The organism is Marinobacter sp. R17 (assembly GCF_003789045.1).
In the GTDB taxonomy this organism is placed as follows: Bacteria; Pseudomonadota; Gammaproteobacteria; order Pseudomonadales; family Oleiphilaceae; genus Marinobacter_A; species Marinobacter_A mangrovi.
This window is the reverse complement of sequence record NZ_RHGZ01000009.1, coordinates 93,552-114,720: the sequence shown is the minus strand read 5'-3', so window position 1 is coordinate 114,720 and position 21,169 is coordinate 93,552. Positions and strand designations below refer to the sequence as shown.

General features: G+C 64.2%; 20 protein-coding genes and 1 pseudogene. 4 read left to right on the top strand and 17 right to left on the bottom strand.

Annotated elements, in window-relative coordinates; translation table 11 throughout:
* Window positions 1-15 precede the first annotated feature (15 nt).
* Together EB809_RS08895 and EB809_RS08890 are read left to right on the top strand one after the other, a co-directional pair.
* Entirely contained in the window at window positions 16-729 is a 714-nt protein-coding gene (locus EB809_RS08895; protein WP_223807884.1) for an AzlC family ABC transporter permease, read from the top strand.
* Window positions 722-1,054 carry a branched-chain amino acid transporter permease gene (locus EB809_RS08890; RefSeq protein ID WP_123634466.1) on the top strand — a complete coding sequence of 111 codons (333 nt, stop codon included), beginning with the start codon at window positions 722-724 and terminating at the stop codon, window positions 1,052-1,054. The genes EB809_RS08895 and EB809_RS08890 overlap by 8 nt, the downstream gene beginning before the upstream one ends.
* Window positions 1,055-1,094: 40 nt before the next feature.
* On the opposite strand, the gene EB809_RS08885 is transcribed toward EB809_RS08890, so the two are convergent.
* The 5 genes from EB809_RS08885 to EB809_RS08865 are packed head-to-tail and all read right to left on the bottom strand — an operon-like array spanning window position 1,095 to window position 5,206.
* Window positions 1,095-1,580, bottom strand: coding sequence for a nucleoside deaminase (locus tag EB809_RS08885; protein ID WP_123634465.1), 486 nt, complete (start codon window positions 1,578-1,580; stop codon window positions 1,095-1,097).
* Between the two features lie 47 nt (window positions 1,581-1,627).
* Window positions 1,628-2,419, bottom strand: a complete 792-nt coding sequence (locus EB809_RS08880) for an ABC transporter permease (RefSeq protein ID WP_123634464.1) — start codon at window positions 2,417-2,419, stop codon at window positions 1,628-1,630.
* Window positions 2,397-3,152: an ABC transporter ATP-binding protein gene (locus tag EB809_RS08875; protein ID WP_317848713.1), complete on the bottom strand. Its 756-nt coding sequence runs from the start codon at window positions 3,150-3,152 to the stop codon at window positions 2,397-2,399. The genes EB809_RS08880 and EB809_RS08875 overlap by 23 nt, the downstream gene beginning before the upstream one ends.
* A 34-nt stretch (window positions 3,153-3,186) precedes the next feature.
* Window positions 3,187-4,182 (bottom strand): ABC transporter substrate-binding protein, encoded by a 996-nt coding sequence (locus EB809_RS08870; RefSeq protein WP_223807883.1) that lies wholly within the window; start codon window positions 4,180-4,182, stop codon window positions 3,187-3,189.
* 19 nt (window positions 4,183-4,201) lie between these two features.
* Window positions 4,202-5,206, bottom strand: a complete 1,005-nt coding sequence (locus tag EB809_RS08865; RefSeq protein WP_123634462.1) for a DMT family transporter — start codon at window positions 5,204-5,206, stop codon at window positions 4,202-4,204.
* A gap of 695 nt (window positions 5,207-5,901) precedes the next feature.
* Here EB809_RS08865 and EB809_RS08860 point away from each other — a divergent pair.
* Window positions 5,902-6,846 carry a DUF2914 domain-containing protein gene (locus EB809_RS08860; protein ID WP_123634461.1) on the top strand — a complete coding sequence of 315 codons (945 nt, stop codon included), beginning with the start codon at window positions 5,902-5,904 and terminating at the stop codon, window positions 6,844-6,846.
* Between the two features lie 32 nt (window positions 6,847-6,878).
* Here the strand turns inward: EB809_RS08860 and cobF are convergent, their stop codons facing one another.
* The 4 genes from cobF to cbiE are packed head-to-tail and all read right to left on the bottom strand — an operon-like array spanning window position 6,879 to window position 10,013.
* Window positions 6,879-7,643 (bottom strand): precorrin-6A synthase (deacetylating), encoded by a 765-nt coding sequence (gene cobF, locus EB809_RS08855; RefSeq protein ID WP_123634460.1) that lies wholly within the window; start codon window positions 7,641-7,643, stop codon window positions 6,879-6,881.
* Window positions 7,640-8,446, bottom strand: a complete 807-nt coding sequence (gene cobM, locus EB809_RS08850; protein ID WP_123634459.1) for a precorrin-4 C(11)-methyltransferase — start codon at window positions 8,444-8,446, stop codon at window positions 7,640-7,642. Before cobM ends, cobF begins: the two co-directional genes overlap by 4 nt.
* A complete protein-coding gene (locus EB809_RS08845; protein ID WP_123634458.1) occupies window positions 8,443-8,808 on the bottom strand; it encodes a cobalamin biosynthesis protein in 366 nt (121 codons plus the stop codon). The genes cobM and EB809_RS08845 overlap by 4 nt, the downstream gene beginning before the upstream one ends.
* Window positions 8,805-10,013 carry a precorrin-6y C5,15-methyltransferase (decarboxylating) subunit CbiE gene (gene cbiE, locus EB809_RS08840; RefSeq protein WP_123634457.1) on the bottom strand — a complete coding sequence of 403 codons (1,209 nt, stop codon included), beginning with the start codon at window positions 10,011-10,013 and terminating at the stop codon, window positions 8,805-8,807. Before cbiE ends, EB809_RS08845 begins: the two co-directional genes overlap by 4 nt.
* A gap of 1 nt (window position 10,014) precedes the next feature.
* Here cbiE and EB809_RS08835 point away from each other — a divergent pair, with 1 nt between their 5' ends.
* Entirely contained in the window at window positions 10,015-10,761 is a 747-nt protein-coding gene (locus tag EB809_RS08835; protein WP_190294856.1) for a cobalt-precorrin-6A reductase, read from the top strand.
* Here EB809_RS08835 and cobJ read toward each other — a convergent pair.
* From cobJ to cobO, 8 genes and pseudogenes are all read right to left on the bottom strand, one after another.
* Window positions 10,737-11,513, bottom strand: a pseudogene (cobJ, locus tag EB809_RS08830) (precorrin-3B C(17)-methyltransferase); the annotation flags it as partial. The gene EB809_RS08835 and the pseudogene cobJ overlap by 25 nt on opposite strands.
* On the bottom strand, window positions 11,483-12,208 hold the full coding sequence (gene cobI, locus EB809_RS08825) for a precorrin-2 C(20)-methyltransferase (RefSeq protein WP_123634454.1): 726 nt from the start codon (window positions 12,206-12,208) through the stop codon (window positions 11,483-11,485). The pseudogene cobJ and the gene cobI, both read right to left, overlap by 31 nt.
* Window positions 12,205-12,834, bottom strand: coding sequence for a precorrin-8X methylmutase (locus EB809_RS08820; protein ID WP_123634453.1), 630 nt, complete (start codon window positions 12,832-12,834; stop codon window positions 12,205-12,207). Before EB809_RS08820 ends, cobI begins: the two co-directional genes overlap by 4 nt.
* Window positions 12,818-13,969 (bottom strand): cobalamin biosynthesis protein CobG, encoded by a 1,152-nt coding sequence (locus EB809_RS08815; protein ID WP_123634452.1) that lies wholly within the window; start codon window positions 13,967-13,969, stop codon window positions 12,818-12,820. The genes EB809_RS08820 and EB809_RS08815 overlap by 17 nt, the downstream gene beginning before the upstream one ends.
* Complete coding sequence (gene cobN / locus EB809_RS08810; protein WP_123634485.1) at window positions 13,959-17,807, bottom strand: cobaltochelatase subunit CobN; 3,849 nt, start codon at window positions 17,805-17,807, stop codon at window positions 13,959-13,961. The genes EB809_RS08815 and cobN overlap by 11 nt, the downstream gene beginning before the upstream one ends.
* A complete protein-coding gene (cobW, locus tag EB809_RS08805) occupies window positions 17,807-18,907 on the bottom strand; it encodes a cobalamin biosynthesis protein CobW (protein WP_123634451.1) in 1,101 nt (366 codons plus the stop codon). The genes cobN and cobW overlap by 1 nt, the downstream gene beginning before the upstream one ends.
* Window positions 18,898-20,292 carry a cobyrinate a,c-diamide synthase gene (locus EB809_RS08800; protein ID WP_123634450.1) on the bottom strand — a complete coding sequence of 465 codons (1,395 nt, stop codon included), beginning with the start codon at window positions 20,290-20,292 and terminating at the stop codon, window positions 18,898-18,900. Before EB809_RS08800 ends, cobW begins: the two co-directional genes overlap by 10 nt.
* Entirely contained in the window at window positions 20,292-20,885 is a 594-nt protein-coding gene (gene cobO / locus EB809_RS08795; RefSeq protein ID WP_123634449.1) for a cob(I)yrinic acid a,c-diamide adenosyltransferase, read from the bottom strand. Before cobO ends, EB809_RS08800 begins: the two co-directional genes overlap by 1 nt.
* Window positions 20,886-21,169 lie beyond the last annotated feature (284 nt).

The following is a 21,169-nucleotide window of genomic DNA, read 5'->3' as shown; positions in this document are numbered from 1 at the left end:
AGAAGGCATTGTCCGGTGACTGATCGTTCCGTTTTCAAACTCACGCTTCCCATCCTGTTTGGCTACATTCCGTTGGGCATGGCCTTTGGCGTGCTGTTCGTGACCCAGCTCGACTACCCCTGGTGGGGCGCCACCCTCATGTCCCTGGCCATCTATGCCGGAGCCGGCCAGATTCTCGCCGTGAGTCTGCTGGCCGCCCATGCCGGTCTGCTGGAAGTGTTTGTGGCCCTGTTTGTCCTCAACGCCCGCCACCTGTTTTACGGCCTGTCTTTGCTCGGCCGCTTCCGGGGCGCAGGCTGGCGCAAGGGCTACCTGATTTTCGGCCTGACGGACGAGACCTATTCCCTGCTGACCAGCCGCGACCGGACGGGCGATACCGCGGCCGAGCAGCGTCGGGACGTGCTGATCACGCTGTACAACCAGTCCTACTGGGTGATCGGCTCGACGCTGGGCGCCTGGTTGGGACGCGCGGTGAGTTTCGACAGCACCGGCATCGAATTCGCGCTGGTGGCGCTGTTCATCGTGTTGACCATCGAGCAGTACAAGGTGCTGGGACAAATGTTGCCGATCTGGATCGGTGCGGCCGCGGCGGGCCTGAGCCTGGCCCTGCTTCCCGCGGATCAGCAACTGATCGGCGCGGTGGTCCTGGCCACCCTGACGCTGCTGACGCATTATCGTTTCCATCGCCCGGCCGAGGCCGCAGGCTCACCGGAGCGCAGCCATGGATGATATGACCTACCTCCTGGCCTTTATCGCCGTCGGGACCCTTGCGACGTTTGCCACACGAGTGATTCCCTTCGCCTTTTTCTCGAGACACAGCGAGCATCCGCTGATCCAGCATCTGGGTCGATTCCTGCCGGCGGCGGTCATGTCCCTGCTGGTGGTGATTTTCCTGCTGCGCTCGGGCCACTGGTCGGCGCCGGTGCTGGGAGCGGATGCGCTGGTACCCAGCCTGATTGTGGTGGGGCTGCACCTGTGGCGTCGCAACGCCCTGCTCTCGATTATTGCAGGCACGGCCTGCTATATGGCGATCCAGCAGGCCGGTTTGAGCTGATATCCGGCAAAGCCGCCCTGAATCCGGCGGCTCGATGACTTCAATGGCGGTTCCAGAAGTCCTGATGCACCCGGGCCGCCTCATCCTCGAGTAGCGGCCCAATCACGACCACTTCCCGTTGACCGGCCTCAAACACGGTTCGACACGGTAAATCCAGCGTCGGGTTTTCCGGGTGGTTGCCGGTGATCGATTTCAGCCGCTTTTCGCTGACGCCGTAAACCACGCGCCCCAGTCCGGCCCAATAAGCGGCTCCCGCACACATCGCACAGGGTTCCGCCGAGACGTACATGGTGCATTGGCCCAGGAAATCCGGGCGATAGGCTTTGCTGGCGCGCGTCATCAGTACCCGTTCCGCGTGGCCGGTCATGTCCTGGTCCGGCAGGAACGCATTCACCTGCTCCATCAGCACGTCGTTGTCCGGCCCTACCAGAATCGCGGTAAACGGGTGTACGCCCTCTTTTGCAATGGCTTCCGAGAGCGCGATGGCCGAGCGCAGGAATTCGAGATCGGTGTCGTTATATTCCACGTTAAAATGTATTCCTATCTTTATGATGCATATGAACTTAGCGAGGCTTATTTCTTTTTCGGAAGACTCCAGCCGAAGAAGATCTGTTGCACCCACTGTACTGACTTGAACAGGATCAGGCTGATAAAGGCCAGGAAGAACAGGCCGGCAAACGCCTGGGGAATCTTGAAGAACGACGTCGAGAACTGGATGAAGTACCCCAATCCCTCTTCCGCTGCCACGAATTCGGCCACCACGGCACCGATAATCGCCAGCGTGATGGCCACCTTGAGGCCACTGAAGATGTGCGGGATGGCGTAGGGGATCCGGATCTGCCAGGTTTCCCGACGGATCGGCGCGTCCAGTGAGCGGCTCAGTTCGATCAGCTCCGCCGGCGTTTCGTTGATGCCCGTTGCGGTGGACACCACCAGCGGGAAGAACGTCAGCAGACAGGTGATCAGCACCCGCGACGGGTCGTCCGAGCCCATCAGCACGATGATCAGCGGCGCCACGGCCACGACCGGGGTCGACTGGACCACTACCAGCAGCGGATACAGCGTGCGCGACAGCAACTCGGATCGCATCATGGCGATGGCCAGCGGAATGCTGATGGCGATCGAGATCGCAAACCCCATCAGCGCCACGCTCAACGTAGCCCACAGGTGTTCCATCCAGCGACTGAATTCCACATTCAGGAACGCGTGAAAGATCGCGGATGGGGCCGGCAGCACGAACGTCGGCAGCTGCGCCAGGCGGCAGACCGCTTCCCACAGGACGATCAGGCCGACGAAGAACAGGCCCGGCGCAAACCGCAGTAACTGCTGTTGCAGTCTGGAATCAGGCGACGGCTTCGGGTTCATAGATGTGCTTCCTTATCCGGTCGGTCAGATCGCTGAAACGGGGTTCCCTGATGGTGTCGGCGCTGCGCGGGCGAGGCAGGTCGATGTCGATCAGGTCGAGCACGGTGCCCGGGCGCTTGCTCATCACCAGCACCCGATCTGCCAGCAACACGGCTTCGGAGATGGAGTGCGTGATGAACAGCACCGTCTTGGGCTGCTCGTTCCAGATCTTCAGCAGGTCAAAGCCGATTTGCTCCCGGGTCATGGCGTCGAGCGCCGAGAATGGCTCGTCCATCAGCAGGATGTCAGGGTTGAGCAACAGGGCGCGGACAATCCCGACCCGCTGCTGCATACCGCCGGACAGTTCGTCCGGCATCTTGTCGCCAAAGGCTTCCAGGCCGGCGATCGCCAGCAGTTCGTCGGCGCGCTTTTCGTCCTGCCGGTTATATCGACCGTATTTGTGCTTCAGCGGAAACAGGACGTTCTTGCGCACGCTCAGCCAGGGCAACAGCGTCGGCTTCTGGAAGACAATGCCCACATCGTCCCGTGGACCGTCCACCTGTTTGCCGAAAACGCTCACCTCGCCATGACTGGGAATCAGAAGTCCCGAGACCATCCGCAGCAGGGTCGACTTACCGCAGCCGGACGGGCCCACCACCGCTACGAATTCGTGACGGTGGATTTCCAGGTTGATGTCCTGCACGGCCATGGGCGCGTCCGGCGCGGGATCGTAACGATGCCCGACGCCGTCCATCCGCACGAACGCGCGTTCGTGTTGCTGGGTCATATCACTTCGACTCCGGGGCAAAGCCACGTTTGACGCTGGTTTCCGGGTCCAGGGACGACGCCGGCAGATCGTTCGCTTCCGCGACGTAGGTCCAGGTCTGGGCGATCCGCTCCGGCGTGAAGACGCCGACGCCGTCCTGCTCGGTGGCCTCGTTGAAGATCAGCTTCATGGTGTCGCGGATCTGGCCCGCGGCGACGTCGGGATCCACTTCGGGCACCATGGTGTGCAGGTCCTCGCCGGCTTTCTCCGGGTTGTCGCGGGTGAAGGCTACGGACTTGGCGAAGGCTTTCAGGAAGCGCTTGGCCACCTCCGGCCGCTTCTCCAGGAACGTGTCGCTGGCCAGGATGGCGGAGCTGTAGAGTTCAAGCCCGGCTTCGGACCACGGCAATACACGGATCGCCTTGCCGGCATCGGCCGCCTGGCTCTGGAACAGCGCCACGTTGGTCACCCAGGCGATGATGGCGTCGGTGTTGCCGGTCATCAGCATGGGCCCCAGCGCCCCGGGATCGGTCTTGGTCAGCTTGATGTCGTCCGCTGACAGGCCGTTTTCTTTCAGCACGATGGGCAGGAAGGCGTTTGAGGACGTAAATGGCGAGGTGGCGACGGTCTTGCCCTTGATGTCGCCGATGCTATGGATGTCGCTGCTCTCGAGTACGAAAAACGCATGCGGCGCCTGGGTAAACAGCGGATAAACGGCACTGACGGGCACGTCATCCTGCGCCTTGGCAGCCATCAGCGCGCCGATATCCGCACTGCCGATGTCGGACTGGCCGGTCGCCATCTTGGTCACCGCGTCGGTGGAACCTCGCCCGCTGGCGATACTCACTTCCAGCCCCGCATCGGCGAAGTAGCCTTCCTGAATACCCACATAGACCGGGGCCTTGTCGCCACCCGGCAGCCAATCCAACTGGAACACCACCTTGTCAGCGGCCGCCGCCAGGCTGCTCGTGCCCAGCGCGGCCGCCATCAACAGCATTCGGGAACATTTCATCATCATGGGTACTCTCCGTTTCGGTCTATGTTGCTTTCGTTATCGTTGGGTCTTGCGGCTTTGCCCGCTCACGCATGGCGGGCCGCTCAAGGCGGGCCTGACGCCAGTCCGCCAGTCCCACGAGGACAATGGCCGCAGCAATCAGGAAGAAACCGGTGATGTCCGTGACGGACGGGATTTCGTTAAGGATCAGGAAGGACGCGAGGATGCCCACAGCCGGGACCGCCGCGGAATTCAGTGACAGGCTGACGGCTGGCAGCGAGCGCATCGCCGCAACCTGGGCGGCGACACACAGCCCGGAGGCGACCATGCCGCTGAACAGGATGTTCAGGCCAAACGACAGGCTCCACTGAATGTCGGCGGGGTCTTCGAGCCACAGGGCGATGGGCGCCAACGCGGTGACGGACATGCCGATCTGCCAAGGAATCAGCGACAACACATCCCCGTGCCACCGGTGGCGGCGGACGTGAATAAGACCGGCGGTCCAGACCAGCGTGGCACAGACAATCAGCGCGATGCCGGTCAGGACGTCGCTGTCCGCCAGCTCCAGTGACAGCGGGTTGATGATCGTCAGCAGCCCGGTCAGCCCTAAACCGACGCCGATGGCTTTCGACAGGTTCAGGCGTTCTCCCAGAAACAGGGCGGCCGCCGGTACCACCCAGATGGGCGTGGTATAGGCGAGAATGACGGCTCGGCCCGCCGGCAGGTACTGAAGCCCCAGTGTCGCCAGGGTAATAAAGCCCATGTTCTGCAGGACGCCGACGGACAGCACCACCGGCCAGTCGCGCTTGTGCGGCAGGCGTAGGTTGCCGGTCAGGCAGGCAATCACCAGCATTGTGGAGACGCCGAGCAGCATGCGCAGGGCTGTGTACAGCAGCGGCGGACTCTGGGCCAGCCCCAGTTTCATCACCGGAAAGTTGCAACCCCACCCCAGCGCGGTGCAGGCCAGCAACAGATAGCCGAGCCCCCAGTTATACTGGGCGCCCGCGCTTTCCGGGCGATCGGTTCCAACCTGGCGTGTTACTGGCATGGGTTTGTCCTGGTCGGTTCAAATCGATCGCCGATCGACCTTTCGGATCGGCTGTCTGCCCAGCTGGCCAACTTTCCAGAAACGCCTGTTACGCTTTACAACGCATCGTGAGGGCAGCCTGAAAAATTATCCTGACCAGCTATTCAGCATTTATCGAATGCAAACCAGGTGCCACATTGTGGACGTGGTCAAACCCGCATTTCTGCGCGCTGGCGCCTCGGCCATGCACTGAAATGAGCCATTCCGATCCGATACGCACCGGTAACGGGCCAGCCCACTCCTAGGCAGCCCGCAAACCAATCTCACCTCGTCCCGGATGCCAACCTGTCCAATCGGTCAGCTTTGAAGGAGGGTTTTTATATCGGCGAGGAGGTGTCGGCGGACGATCCAGGAGCCCGGAACGTTGAGTTCAACAGGATCCGCAACACCCGCAGAAGCCGGAACCGCTAGCGGAGGCAATCATCACCTTCGCCAACAGGCATTGAGCGGAAGCGTCCGCCTTGCGAATCCTTATAGCGACGTTAATGTCGGCGGTCCGACGGCCTCGGGCAGCCCCGCCCGCAGCCTCAGGGGCCGGTAACCAACGTCCACAGCGCGGTCGGATAGTGTCTATCGCGGTCTGCGATCTGTTACAAAATGTATCCCCGGCCTAGAATAGGCGGTCAACTCGCTTTCTACGGAGACCGCCCAGACCCATGAGTGACCACAGGCCCGCCTACAACCTGCGCATTCGCGCTGCTACCCGCCAGTCCGACGAATCGGGCCAGGACGTCGTGGTGTATCACTGGGGACGCATTATCGGCGTGGTGCTGGTCAGCGTGATCGTATTGGCCATTCTCGGTTTTATGCTCTGGTCCTGGGTCAGCGGACCCGACTCGGCCGACAACCAGTCGCGCCTGGTCGCTGCGGGTAAAGTCGTCACCGGAGAGCCAGCCTCGCCCCAAACAACCGTACCGACTGAACCAGAGGCACCCGCGGACGAAAAGATGAACGGTCTGCCGGAAACGCCCAAGAACACGGAATCCCCGCAAACCGATACGCAAGCCGGCGACACACCATCGGAATCGGCCGAGCCGGCCGCCCCGAACACCGAAGACACTCAGACCGAAACGGCGACGACCGTCGAAGGGGCGTCTGTACCGGAATCAGAGGCCGAGGCAGCGACCACTCAGGAAGAGCCGTCGGTCATTGCCGACCCCGCGCAGGCACCGGCGCCTTCGGACGATACCGGGCCAGACCCGTTCAAGATCGAGGAATCGGCACCCGCCGCCCCGACGGACGATGGCAATAGCCAGGTGACCATCAAATCCGATCACCTGCTCCGCGCCCAGCTCACCCCGGCCGTCGACGGGCACGAACCCACCACGGTGCTGCCGTCGCTGGTACACATGGGCGACAACGACCTGATCAAGGTTTACTACTTCAACGAACTCAAGGGGCTGGAGGGCCATACGGTCTACCACGACTGGTATCTGGGCGATCAGCGCGTGGCCCGGGTGTCGATCGATGCCTACCTCGACCAGATGCGGGCGTCGAGCAGCAAGAACATCAATCGCAGTATGCTGGGAGACTGGCGTGTGAAGACGGTGACCGATGAAGGCAACGTGCTGGCAACGGGCCGGTTCCGGGTGACCGAATAGAAATAGAACCGGCCAGCCTGAACGGCACCGAGTCAGAGCAACGGCTGGCGGGCGATCAGGTAGATGTCCATGATCCAGCCGTGTTGCTCTCTCAGCGAGGCCCGACGGGCCTTGATCAGCGGGCTGACATCCTGCAGCGGACCGTCGATCAGGCACTGCTTGTCCATCCCTAGATAAGCCCCCCACCAGATATGAAGCCCATCAGGCGGCAGTGCATCAAAGGCACCGCCGCTATCGAGCATCACGGCGACAGAGGCCGCATCATTGGGCCAGCCCCGCTCGCGCAGACGGCGACCGGTGGTGATGTGCACCGGTTCGGCCAGTGCGTTCAGGGGAACCCGGTGGGCAGCGGTCAGCACCTGCAGGCTGGTAATACCCGGCACCACATCCACATCGACCGCACGGCCTGCACGCGTCAGACGATCGGCAATACGCAGGCTGCTGTCATACAGGGACGGGTCGCCCCAGATCAGCAGAGCCACGCGGCCCCCCTCAGGCAAGTGCTCGGCAATCTGCGCGTCCCAAACCCGGGCAATCGCCGCATGCCAATCGTCGACGGCCCCGAGATAATCGCCGCTCGCCGCTCGCTTGGGGAGATCGAATTCAACCACGCGGGCGTCGGAATCGTTCGCCAACAAGGTGTCACAGAGCAGCCGCCGCAGATCCACCAGGTCGGACTTCGCATCGCCCTTGCGGGGCAACAGGATCAGATCCGCGTCGTTCAGGGCCCGCACCGCGGCCAGGGTGACGTGATCCGGGTTGCCGGTGCCGATGCCGATCAGGGACAGGTGAATCATTGGGGTTCGCCCTCCCCGCCGGGCCCGGTACCTGCGAAGGGTGAATCCGCCGATTGGGGGCGAAAGCGGCGATCGTATCCGACGGCGTAGAGGCTGCTTTCGGAGAAGTCCTCTGTGCCCAGCGCCGGGCCCACCAGAATCAGGGCGGTCCGGTTCATGGACGAATCCATGGCCGCCTCGATGGTCGCCAGGGTGCCTCGCAACACACGCTCATCCGGCCAACTGGCTCGCCAGACAATGGCCACCGGACAATCGGCACCGTAATACGGCGCCAGATCCTCAACCACTTTCGACAGGTTATGGATCGACAGGTGAATCGCCAATGTGGTGCCCGTGCGGGCGAAGTTGGCGAGGGTTTCACCCACCGGCATGGCACTGGCCCGGCCGGGTGTCCGGGTCAGCACCAGGGATTGCGCCACGCCCGGGAGGGTCAGCTCTTGACCCAACGTCGCGGCAGCCGCCGCAAACGACGGCACGCCGGGCGTGATCTCGTAGGGAATATCCAGAGCCCGCAGCCGCCGTAGTTGCTCGCCCAGTGCCGACCAGACGGAGAGATCGCCCGAGTGCAGGCGCGCCACATCCTGCCCCGCGTCATGGGCGGACTGGATTTCCGCGATGATCTCATCCAGGGACAGGGGCGCCGTGTTGATGATCCGCGCCTCCGGCGGGCAATGCGCCAGTATCGCCTCTGGCACCAGCGAGCCCGCATAGAGGCAAACCGGACAGGACGCGATCCGGTCCCGGCCGCGCAGGGTCAGCAGATCGGCCGCGCCGGGGCCGGCGCCGATAAAATGGACGGTCATGGTTCAACTCCTTCAGCCATGGCAGCGGTGGCCATACGGTCACTGGATATCACACGTGGGCCCAGTAAACGGCTGCCGGCGCCGGCACCGAGCAGTGCGACGGCTTCCGCCACACTCCCCACGCCTTTCGCCTGCTGACTCGCTTCCGATTGGGTCAATGTGACGACGCCGGAAAGATCCTGATCCGCGACCGGAATAACCGGTAGCGACAGGGCTCTCCCCAAAGCCTCAATGCGCGGCAGCATGGATTCCGCGGCCGCCAGGCGATCAACCGCGCCATGGCGCTCAATCAATTGCACCAGCGCCTCCTGCAGGGCCGATACATTGGCGCCCTGGCGACACCCGAAGCCCGCAACCTTCATCGGGTTACCCTCCACTGCACGATGGGGTAGCTGGCCTTCCAGCCCCGGCGGGTGCCGATGGGCGCAGCGTGGCTTAACTCCAGCCGCAGCAATTCGCCGCCCCGGGACGCTTGCCATTGTGCCAGCAGGGTTTCGGATTCCAGCGTCACCGCGTTCGCGACCAGGCGCGTGCCTGACGGAAGACGTTCCCATAGCATCGCCAACAGGTTGTCCGATAGACCGCCTCCAATGAAGACGGCATCCGGTTGTGACTGATCCGACAACACCGCCGGTACGGCACCCTCAATCACGTCCAGCCAATCCACCCCAAGGGCCTCGGCGTTGCGCCGGGCCCGCGCCGCGCGTTCGGAAGAGCGCTCAAACGCAACCGCCTGATTCTGCGGGTGCGCCAACAACCATTCGATGGCGACCGAACCTGAGCCGGTGCCGATATCCCAGAGCCGTTCGCCGGCCTGGGGCGCCAGGGCCGACAGGGTCATGGCCCGTAGGGTTTGCTTGGTGATCTGGCCGTCGTGTTCAAAAAAGTGATCGGGCAAGCCCGGGGTGGACGGTATGGCCGCGCCCGTGCCGCGAATGGCCAGGCCAACGGCAACCGGATGGGCGATATCAAGTGGCAGCTCCCCGTCGGCCGCTGCCGAGCGTACCCGTTCACGCTCACCGCCCAGCGATTCGAGCACGTGCATGGTGGTGTCCCCAAAGCCCCACTGGCTCAGCTTCTTTGCCAGTTCCGCGACGGCGTCACCATCGCGAATCAATACCAGCAAGCGACGCCCCGGCTGCACGCTCGGGCGGATCCGGTTCAGTGGTTTGGCGTGAAGCCCCAGGCAGGTGCAGTCCTCCAGGGACCAGCCCAAGCGGGACGCCGCCAGACTGAAAGCGGACGGCGACGGCAGCGCCTCCCATTCGTCCCGGGACAGATGGCGCGCCAGCGAGGCCCCGGCGCCGAACCAGAACGGATCTCCCGAGACCAGCATCACCACCCGCCGACCGCGTTCGGCCAATAAGAGTGGGATGCCCTCGGCAAAGGGCACCGGCCACTCGCGGACCTCGGCGTTCATCGCGGGCAATACCGAAAGGTGCCGGCGCGCGCCGTAGATCAAATCGGCCTCGTCCAGTGCCCGCCGGCTTGCCGCAGAGAGCCCGCTTATGCCACTCTCCCCCCAACCTACGATTGTCAGCCAGGGAGCGCGCTCAGCGTCCGTCATCGTGAAAGTCCTGATTCTTGGTGGAACCACCGAAGCCAGTGCCCTGGCCCGGGTTGTTGCCGAAAGCGGCATCCCCGCCCTGTTCAGCTATGCCGGCCGTGTGGCGAGCCCCCGACCACAACCGGTGGAAACCCGTGTGGGTGGTTTTGGTGGGGTTGATGGCCTTGCCCGTTTTCTTGCGGACAACCGCATCACCCACCTGGTGGATGCCACTCACCCGTTTGCCAGCCAGATGAGCCACAACGCCGTGGCGGCGGCGGATCGAACCGGGGTGCACCTGATGGGGCTGACTCGCCTGCCCTGGACGCCGGTGCCGGGCGATCAGTGGCAGCACGTGCCCGATATCGAGGCCGCGGTCGATGCCCTGGCCGGGCCTGCCGAGCGGATCATGTTGGCGATCGGTCGCATGCACCTGGACGCCTTTACCCGCCAACCGCAGCATCATTACCTGTTGCGATTGGTGGACACCCCACAGGCTGCGATTCCGCTGCCCCATCACACCGTCACCGTCGATCGTGGACCGTTTACCGTCGACGGCGATCGCGCGTTGCTTATAACCCATGGCATCGACCGGGTGGTCTGCAAGAACGCCGGTGGTACGGGGGCCGATGCCAAGCTCATCGCCGCACGGGAACTCGGCCTGCCGGTGCTGATGATCGATCGCCCGGAACCGCCACCACGGCAGGAAGTCCACACGGTGGACGACGTGCTGGCCTGGCTGGGTCACGACGCCGACCTGGGCGTGTAAAGCAGCGGCTGGCCCTCGCGCTCGATCAGCCGTGTCTGGCTGGACCCGACGATGACCAGCGTGCGCATGTCGGCCATGTCCGGCGTCGCGTCCCCCAGGGTGGTCACCCGCAGGCTCTCTTCATCGGTGGACACCGCCCGGGCAAACAGAATCAACCGGTCCGGACCGCACACTTCCCGCAGCAACGACAGGGCCTCGGCAAAGCCGTCCGGCCTGGCTCGCGAGCGGGGATTGTAGAACGCCATCGCAAAATCGGCTTCCGCGGCCAGACACAGCCGCTTTTCAATCAGCAACCAGGGTTTGAGGTTGTCGGACAGGTTGATGCAGCAGAAGTCATGGCCGAGCGGCGCTCCGGCCCGGGCACTCGCGGCCAGCATCGCAGAAACGCCGGGCAGTACACTGATGTCGAGATGCTTCCAGTCGGGATCACCGGATTCCAGCGCTTCGAACACCGCCGACGCCATGGCAAACACGCCCGGATCGCCGGATGACACGACGACCACGCGATGGCCATCGGCCGCCATCTGCAACGCGTGCTCGGCCCGACGAATCTCTTCCCGATTGTCGGAGCCGTGACGCACCAGCCCAGACCGGGGCGCCACACGCTCCACGTAAGGCACATACCCGACGACGTCGGTGGCTTCCGCCAGGGCAGCGGATACTTCCGGTGTGATCATCGACTCGGCGCCGGGACCCAACCCGGCGATGGTCAGCCAGCCGCTCATGGACGCCTCCCGTTTCCGTGAATCAGCAGAATGGAAAAATAAGGGGCCGTATCCCCGGCCTCACTGAAGGGAATCACCCGCTCCCCGGACATGGCCGCGTATTCGATCAACCAGGCCTCGCCTTCTCGCCCGGCGGTCGCCAGGGCCCGCCGGACTTTGGCCAGGTTGCGGCCGATCTTCATCACCACCAACGCGTCGGTCTGCGCCATGCGTTCGGCGAGTGTCGCTTCCGGCAGCGTGCCCATGGCCACGGTCATAACGTCATCGCCCCAGGTAATGGGCTGGCCTGTGGCGGTCCAGGCCGCAGACATGCCGGTAATGCCGGGCACGACGTCCACGGGCACCTGGTCCAGCAGACGGGTATAGAGGTGCATGAAAGAGCCATAGAAGAACGGATCGCCCTCGCACAGCACCACCACGTGATGCCCGGCCCGGGCGATTTCGATCAGCTGGGCGACGCTCTTTTCGTAGAAGGACGAGAGCAACGCGTTGTAGCGAGGGTCGTCAAAGGGAATCTCGGTGGTCACCGGGTATTCCATGGGCAGTTCGACCGCTTCCGGGTTCATCATCCCATCGACGATGCTGCGCGCGTGGCCGGTGCGGCCTTTCTTGCGAAAATAGGCCACGTGGGATGCCTGCCGGATCAGCCGATCGGACCTGACGCTCATCAGATCCTGGGCTCCCGGGCCGAGTCCCACGCCGTAAACGGTGCCGGTGGTCATTCGGTTCGATCCGCGATGGCGTTGATGGCGGCGACCGTGACGGCGCTGCCCCCCAGTCGGCCGCGCACGATGCAGCACGGCACCGGCGCGGTGTCCCAAAGGGCCTCTTTTGATTCGGCCGCCCCGACAAAACCGACCGGGCAGCCGATGATCGCCGCCGGTTTCGGGCAGTCCGGGTCTTCCAGCATGTTCAGCAGGTGGAACAGCGCCGTCGGCGCGTTGCCGATCGCCACGACCGCCCCCTGCAAATACGGCCGCCAGAGTTCCAGCGCCGCCGCTGAGCGGGTGTTGGCCATTTCCCGGGCCAGCCCGGGTACGCGCTCGTCGTGCAGCGTGCAGATCACGGGGTTGTCCGCCGGTAACCGTTTGCGGGTGATGCCTTCCGACACCATGCGGGCGTCGCAGAGGATGGGCGCGCCCTGCTCCAGCGCTGCGCGGGCCCGGTTGACAGCATCGCCGCGGAAATGGATGTGCGGCGCAAGCTCCACCAGCCCGGCCGCGTGAATCATACGGACCGCGACCGGCTCTTCCTCGGTCGAGAACCGCGCCAGTTCGGCCTCGCGCCGGATGATGGAAAAGGACTCCCGGTAGATGGCCGGGCCGTCGGTTTCATAAACGTGAGGCATCAATGCTCTCCAGGTAATCGCAAACGTCGGATGGCTCCAGGTCGGTCGCGGTGGGCAAGCCGTCTGCACGGCCATCCAGAATCAGGTCAAAGCGGCCATTGCGCCCGGTCAGGCAAATCGGGGCCGGCTGATGGGCCGCGCAGCCTTTGCTGCAGCCCGATACATGCAGGCGACCGCCGATGCGTCGGCTGAGGTCGGCTGCCAGCTTCTGTGTAGCCACGCTGGCTTGCTCGCAATACGGCGCCCCCGGGCAGGCATCGACCGACAGACGCGGGTCAGCGTCGTCGCTGATCAGGCCTTCAAGGGTTTCGGGCATCGCGCCTTCCAGTAACAAGCGACGCCAGGGGGTGACCCTGATCGAATCCGCATCGGAGCGTTCCAGGGCAATTTTCAGCACCGACGCGTGGACGCGACCGAACGGCAGGCCAAAGACGTGCCCCAACGGATGGGCGCCCAGGGACAACGGCTCGATGGTGTCGGCCGGCGCGGCGGCTTCCGGGGCCCGGTCCGGCAGCGGTTGGTGGTGCCGTCGTACCCGGCCAGCGGCTTTCCCGCCTGTGTCGACAAACCAGTGCGCCAGATCGATCATCAACGCCACAGCGTGTTCGACGGATGTCACCGGGGTGCCCCGGCGTCGACCATCGGCGCGGACCAGCAACCGGCCATCGGCGGTTCGTTCGAGTCGGAAATCAGCCGGGACCGCGCTCAACTGCGGCGCGGCCCCGGCGTCCATCGCGAACCCCACTTTTCCGGGAAGTTCCGGTAGCTCGCCCAGGCGAACCATCAGCAGGCGGGCTGCCCTATCGGTGGCGTCGCCCTCCTGCCAGTCGGGGGCCAGGACGATATTGCGTCGGGATTCGGTAGCCGGGTCCGGATCGACCAGACCGTGGGCCGCCAAATTCGTCATCAATGCGGGCCAGGCGTCTTCAGTAATGCCCCGAAGCTGCAGGTTGGCGCGATTGGTGAGTTCAATCAGCCCCGAACCCTGCGTCTCCGCCGCCTGGCAGACGGCCAGCAGCTGTGTCCGGGTCAGGCGCCCATGATGGGGCCGGATGCGAACCAGCAGGCCATCGCCGGACGCCATCGGACGCCAGGCACCCGGGCACCAACCTTTTACCTGCGCTTCAGCGGTCATGGGCGCCCCCTTCCACAACGGTGGCGGCCGGTGCCGTTTCCTGTGCCTCATCGATATCCAGCAGCAGATCCTGCAGCGCCTCGGCGTGCGCTCCTGGCGATTCCCAAAGTCCCCGTTGGGTGGCTTCCAGCAGGCGCTCCGCCATGTCTTCCAGCGCCGCCGGGTTGTGGTTGCGAAGGAACTGCTGGTTGGCCGGGTCCAGCACCAGCGCGTCGGTGACCTGGGCGTACTGGTAGTCGGCCACCAGATCCGTGGTCGCGTCGTAGGCGAACAGGTAATCGACGGTGGCGGCCATCTCGAAGGCGCCCTTGTAGCCGTGCTCCCGCATGGCCTCGATCCATTTCGGATTGAGTACCCGGGAACGGATTACACGGTTGAGTTCCTGGTTCAGGGTTCGAATGTGTGGCCGCGCGGGGTTGGCGTGATCGGCGTGGTAGATCGCCGGCGCCTGGCCACTGATCGCCCGGCTGGCATTCGCCATGCCGCCCTGGAAGGCGTAGTAGGTGTTGGAGTCGAGGATGTCGTGCTCGCGGTTGTCCTGGTTCTGCATCACCGCGTCCAGCTCACCGAGCTGCCGTTCGAACGCCTCGCGAGCCAGGACGCCGGTTTCGTCCGACTGCCCATAGGCGTAGGCGCCGGCCTTGAGATAGGCATCGGCCAGGTCGTCGGCGGTGCGCCAGTGGCGGCCGTCGATCAGGCGATTGAGGCCGGTGCCGTACTCGCCGGGCTTGCTGCCGAAGACCCGGTAGCTGGCCTGGCGAAAGGCGCCCCCTTCATCGAGGCCTTCGGCCATCAGGGTTCGTTGGCGCGCCTGGACGGCCTCCCGAACGGTGTTGTCCTGACCGGGCTCCTCGTAACGGGCCACGGCCTGCACCGCGGCGTCGTAAAGTCGGATCACGTTCGGGAAAGCGTCGCGGAAAAAGCCCGATACCCGAAGCGTGACGTCCACCCGCGGCCGCTGCAGCAGCATGGTGGGAATCACCTCTACATCGATCACCCGCTGCGAACCCGCCGACCAGACCGGACGAACCCCCATCAACGCGAACGCCTGGGCGATATCGTCACCGCCCGTACGCATGGTGGCCGTGCCCCAAATCGAGAGGCCCAGACGACGAGGGAAATCCCCGTTGTCCTGCAAATAACGTTCGATAAAGGCCTGGGCGGATTTCTCTCCCAACGACCAGGCCGCCGGCGATGGAATGGAGCGATTGTCCACGGTAAAGAAATTCCGTCCGGTCGGCAGCGTATCCAGGCGGCCGCGACTGGGGGCGCCACTGGGACCCGGCGGCACGCTGCAACCGGACAGGCCGTCCAGCAGGGACTGGATTTCCAGCTCCGTACCGCGCTGCATCGACGCGAATACGGTGTCCCGGGCAAAGTGGAGTTGGATCGCCGTTAATGGATAGTCGCCGGCCAGCGCTTCGGGCTCACCGTCGCCGAGGACCGCATCGTGAACCAGTCGCTCCGCGAGTTTTTCCAGCCGCTCCCGGGTATCGGCAGCCGTTCGCCAGGGCGCTTCATCGAGACGGAAAAGCGCCTCGGGCTGCGGCCCGGTCCAGGATTCCGCGCCAGCCGCCAGGGGATCGAAATCGCCCAGCCCAAGATCGGCGGCGAGGTTATGGAGCAACCCCCGATCGGCGACGGATTCACCTCTGGGCAGGCGCAGGATGGCGACCAGCGTACCTGCCAGCTTGTCAGGTTCGGGTAGCGTCCCCAGCACGTGGAGCCCATGGCGGATCTGCGCTTCCTTGATGTCGCACAGATAGGTATCCAACTCGTTGAGCAGCGCTTCATCGCAACCGACGTCGATGTCCTGCGCCAACTCCCGGTCGATGCCGGTCGCCCGCAGATGGTCGACTATGCGACGGCGCAGCACGTCTTCCCGGCGGGGGTCCATGCCCAGGGCCTGGTAGTATTCGTCGGTCAGTGCCTCCAGTTCGGCCATCGGGCCATAGAGTTCAGCCCGGGCCAGCGGTGGCATGAGGTGATCGATGACCACGGCCTGGGAGCGACGTTTGGCCTGGGCGCCCTCGCCCGGATCGTTGACGATAAACGGATAGAAATGCGGCAGCGGCCCCAGGGCAATGTCCGGCCAGCAGTCGGCCGACAGCGCGGTGCTCTTGCCTGGCAGCCACTCCAGGTTGCCGTGTTTGCCCACATGAACCACCGCATCCACCCGGTAGAACTCGCGCAGCCAAAGATAGAACGCCAGGTAGCTGTGGGGCGGGACCAGTTCGGTATCGTGGTAGCTCTGGGTCGGATCGTCGATAAAATCCCGCTCCGGCTGGATGCCCACAAACGTCTCGCCCAGCCGGATACCCGCGATCATCAGTCGCCCCCGGCGGTACTTGGGATCGTCGGCGGGCTCGCCCCAGCGCGCGCGGACGCTGTCCTGCAACGCCTGGGGCAACGTCTGGAACCAGGCCAGATAGTCCTCGACCGCCAGGCTCTGCCAGCAGGGCCGCAGTTCGATGGACCCGGGTTGGTTGGTGACGGCGCCCTGCAGTTGTTCAATCAATGCATCGCCGTTCGCCGGGAGATCCTCGATGGGATACCCGTCAGCCGCTAACGCCTGCAGGATCCGAACCGTGGACGCCGGTGTATCCAGCCCCACGCCGTTGCCGATGCGGCCGTCCCGGTTGGGGTAATTGGCCAGCACCAGGGCTACCCGTTTGTGGGCATTCGTTTTTTCCCGCAGCGTGGTAAAGCCTCTTGCCAGTTGGGCAACGAATCGGGCCCGCTCGGGGTGAAGCACGTGGCGAATCACGGACATCTGACAACGGTCGCTGAAATGAGCTTCCGCCTTGAAGCCGATCGCCCGGGTGATGATGCGCCCGTCCATCTCCGGCAGCACCACTTGCATCGCCACATCCCGGGATCGCAAGCCGCCACTCTGGTCGACCCAGTCCTCTTCGGTGCTGCTGGACAACATGGCCTGGAGAACCACCGGGCGTCCATTGAACAGACCTTCCGGCTCGGCCCCACTCGATAACACGGTATCGTCCGGGCTGCGATTGACCGAAAACCCGGTCGTATTGACGATCAGGCCTGCGCCGGTGTGCTCAATCAGGTGATTCACGAAGGCGACACAACGTGCTTCTTTCAGCGATGCCACCGCCACAGGCAGAGGCTCCAGCCCTTCCGTCCTGAGCGCGTCGATCAGACCGTCCAGAACGGCGGTATTGGCGCCCAACAGATGGCTGCGGTAGAACACCAGCAAACACACGGGGCGATCCGGGACGCGACCGACCTGCCACTCCCTGAGGGTCATTTCCTGGCCGACGGTTCCAGGGGCGTACAACAGTGCTTCCGGGACGGCACGGGGCTCTCGCCATTCAAGATCCAATCCCAGGCAACGCTCGCCAATGAACCGCAGAAGCTGCTCGGCGTTGTCGGCACCGCCTTCCCGGAGAAAGCGCCAGACGCGATGGGCGTCCTCATAAGGAATCGTCGACGCATCCAGCAGTGCATCGTCCGGAGCGTCGCACCCCGGTACGACGATCAGCTGCCGCCCGGCCTTCGCTTCGGCCCAGACCTGCAATCGCTCGAAGCCATAAGGCCAGTATGCACTGCCGCCCAGCAGGGAGACGATCACCAACCGCGCCCCTTCAAGAACGCAATCCTCGTAAAGATCGTAGGCAGCGGGTTTGACCAGGTTCATCCAGTTCGCCAGCCGTACTGACGGATAGCCTTCCCCCAGACGATCGACTGCCAGCGCCAGCGCCGACAGACTGCTGTCGGCGGCGGACAGGATGACGACGTCAGCCGGGGTCTGCTGCAGATCGACGATGCCCTCATCGTCGACGAAGCCTCCGGGTTTGGCGGCGAACAGGTGCATCAGGCGGTCGCTGCGATCTCGGTTGACGCCAGCGCGGTACAAAGCGCATCGGTGTCGAGGTGTTTGCCGATCATGACCAGTTGCGTGCGACGCGGCTCATCGGCGCCCCAGAGGCGGTCAAAATGACGGTCCAGTCGCTCCCCGACTGCCTGCACCACCTGGCGCAGGGGCTTGCCCGGAATCGCCGCAAACCCTTTGGCCCGATAGATTTCGTTGTCTTTGAGCAGCTGCTGCAAGGCCCCGGCAAACGCTTCGGCATCCACTTCGCCCAGGCTGATGACGCAGGAGTCGAAGTGGTCGTGGGCGTGGTCGTGATGGGCGCCTTCGGCGTGGTAGCGATCGTGATGGTTGTCGATGCGGTCGATGTTGTCTTCACTGGCCGCACCGATGCCCATCAGGGCCTCGAGTTGCGCGGTGTCTTCGGCCAGCGTGGCCTGATCGATGAACAGCGACTTCACCGCCGGGGCCACCTGATTGCGAACCAGATCTTCCACCCGCTGCCGCTCCTCCGGGCTCAACAGGTCGGTCTTGCTGACCAGTACCAGGTCGGCAGCACCGAGCTGATCGTCCAGTAATTCCCGAAGGCTCGGGTCGTGATCCAGGTTCTCGTCGGCGCGACGCTGGGCTTCGACCTTGTCTTCATCGCTGGCATAACGGCCTGCGGCCACGGCGGGACCATCCACCACGGTAATAATCGCGTCGACCGTGCAATGCTGGCGCACGTCCGGCCAGTTGAAGGCCTGAACGAGAGGCTTGGGCAGAGCCAGACCACTGGTTTCGATCAGGATGTGGTCGATGTCGGCACGGCGCTCCACCAGCTTCTTCATCACCGGCAGGAACTCCTCCTCCACGGTGCAGCAAATGCAGCCGTTGGCCAGTTCATAGATGCCGCTCTCTTCCCCTTCAACCGGCTGTTCGTCCTCGCAGCCGAGGGCGCAACTGCGCAACAGGTTGGAGTCGATGTCCTGCTCGCCGAATTCGTTGACGATGACGGCGATGCGCTTGCCCGTCACCTGTCGCAGGATGCTGGCCAGCAGCGTGGTCTTGCCGCTGCCCAGGAAGCCGGTCACGACGGTGGCGGGAATCTTGTTCAGTTGCATCCTTGGCACTCCTCGGTTTCAGCGACGGTTGCAGGCTGTGGCGCTTCGGCGCCAAACAGCCGGGCAATGGCCGCCGGATTGTTCGGGAAAAAGAGGTGGAGATAGGTGGCCGTCAGCTGTCGCTGGCGAAAAATGGCTTCACCGGGGGCGGGATGACGCTGGCGGCGACCAAAGGCGATCGGCTCGGGCGTGCCCTCGGCAATGGAGCGATGATGCGCGTGGGCGCGTACCGGGCCTTCGGGCAGGTCAGCCGTCTGCATGCCCTGGCAACCGCTCCGGCCGCGCATCCAGCCATCGCCGGGCAGCAGGCCCAGCATCGGGTGAGTCTGTCCGTCGTAATCGGTCAGGCTTTGCAGGCAATAGAGCAACCCGCCGCATTCCGCGAGTATCGGTTTGCCAGCCTCATGGAAGGCTCGAATGGAAGCCACCATGGCCTGGTTTGTCGCCAGTTGACCACCATGGAGCTCCGGGTAACCGCCCGGGAGCCACAGGGCATCGCAGACCGGCACCGCGGGGTCCGCTAACGGCGAGAAGAAGCGAAGCTCAGCGCCCATGGCTTCCAGCAGGTCCAGGTTGGCCTGATAGATGAAGCTGAAGGCGGCGTCGCGAGCCACCGCAACCATGCAACCCAACAACAGTGACGGCAGGCTCTCTTCGCCATCGATCACGGCGGCGTCAAAATGCACCGGAGGCTGGGCCAGCAGATACGCGGCCAGCCCTTCAGCTTCCAGGGCCCGGGCGCCCGCATCGAAACGGGTTTCCAGGTCGTCCCGGATTTCCGCCGCCTGCACCAGCCCCAGGTGCCGCTCCGGCAACGCCATCTCCGCATTGCGGGCCACGCAGGCCAGCATGGGCACCGAATCCGGGAGCGCCTGTTCGATCAGCTCCCGATGGCGTTGTGAACCGCAGTTGTTGGCGATCAGTCCCAGGATACGGACGTCCTGACGAAACCCGGCCAGGCCCGTCATCAATGCGGCAGCGGTCTGGGCCATGCCTTTGACATCCATGACCACCATCATGGGAATGCCAAAGCGGGCGGCCAGATCCGCACTGGACGGCTCGCCGTCAAATAGCCCCATAGCGCCTTCCACCAGGATCAGATCCGCCTGTTTGGTAGCTTGATAGAGGCGCTGGCGACAGTACGCTTCTCCGGCCATCCAGAGATCGAGCTGGTCGACCGGTTGCCCCGAGGCCTGCTCCAGAATCTGGGGATCGAGGTAGTCCGGGCCGGTCTTGAAGACCCGCACCACCTTGCCCTGGTTGCGGAGCAGCCGGGCCAGCGCGGCGGTGACCGTGGTTTTGCCCTGACCCGAGGCAGGCGCTGCAATAAAGACCGCAGGGCAACGGGCGCTGCCAGCGGCGTTGGGAGACTCCGGAGCACCCATCAGAATTCGATCCCGGCCTGGGCTTTGACACCACCCCGAAACGCATGGCGTTCGTCCTGCACCACGCTGATGGTGTCGGCGATCGCCTGCAGCGGCTGGGCCATGGTGCGCCCGGTGATAATCACGCTCTGATGGCGGGGGCGCTGTTGCAGAGCGGCCACGACCGGTTCCGCATCCAGGTAGCCGTACTTGAACATGTAACTCATCTCATCGAAGACGATGAGTTGGTAAGCCGGATCCCGGAGCAGGTCAGCCGCAATCTTCCAGGCGGCCTGGGCCGCTTCGATGTCCTGCTCCCGGTCCTGGGTTTCCCAGGTAAAGCCGTGGCCCATGATGTGCCAGTCAAGGTTGGGGTGTTCCCGGAAAAAGCGGTATTCGCCGGTTTCCCGCCGTCCCTTGATGAACTGGATAACCGCCCCTTTCTGACCATGGCCGAGAGACCGGGCCAGCGTGCCGAAAGCGGAACTGCTTTTGCCCTTGCCGTTTCCCTTGAGCAGGATCAGCACGCCCCGTTCCTCTGTGGCCCGGGCGATGCGGCCGTCCACCACATCCTTTTTCTTTTGCATCCGGCTGGCGTGTGTTGTGTCGCTCATAAGGCCTCCATGGCGGGCAGCGTCTGGTACAGCGCGCCCAGTTGTTCAGCAATCTGCGGGCCGCGGCCTCGCTTGATGACGGACTGTTCGGTGTCGACGACGACGCAGTCCCCCAGCCTGGGTAAATCATGCAGGGGTTGGCGCGTGCGGCCGTCCGTAATCAGGTAGGTTCGGATATGCAGCCCCGGCTCGCGGCGCTGCCATTGCCGGATGAGCTGCGCCGCACGGCTCACGGCGGCGCGCAGGGGTGTTCCCCCGCCGCCATGGGTCGCATCCAGTCGGTC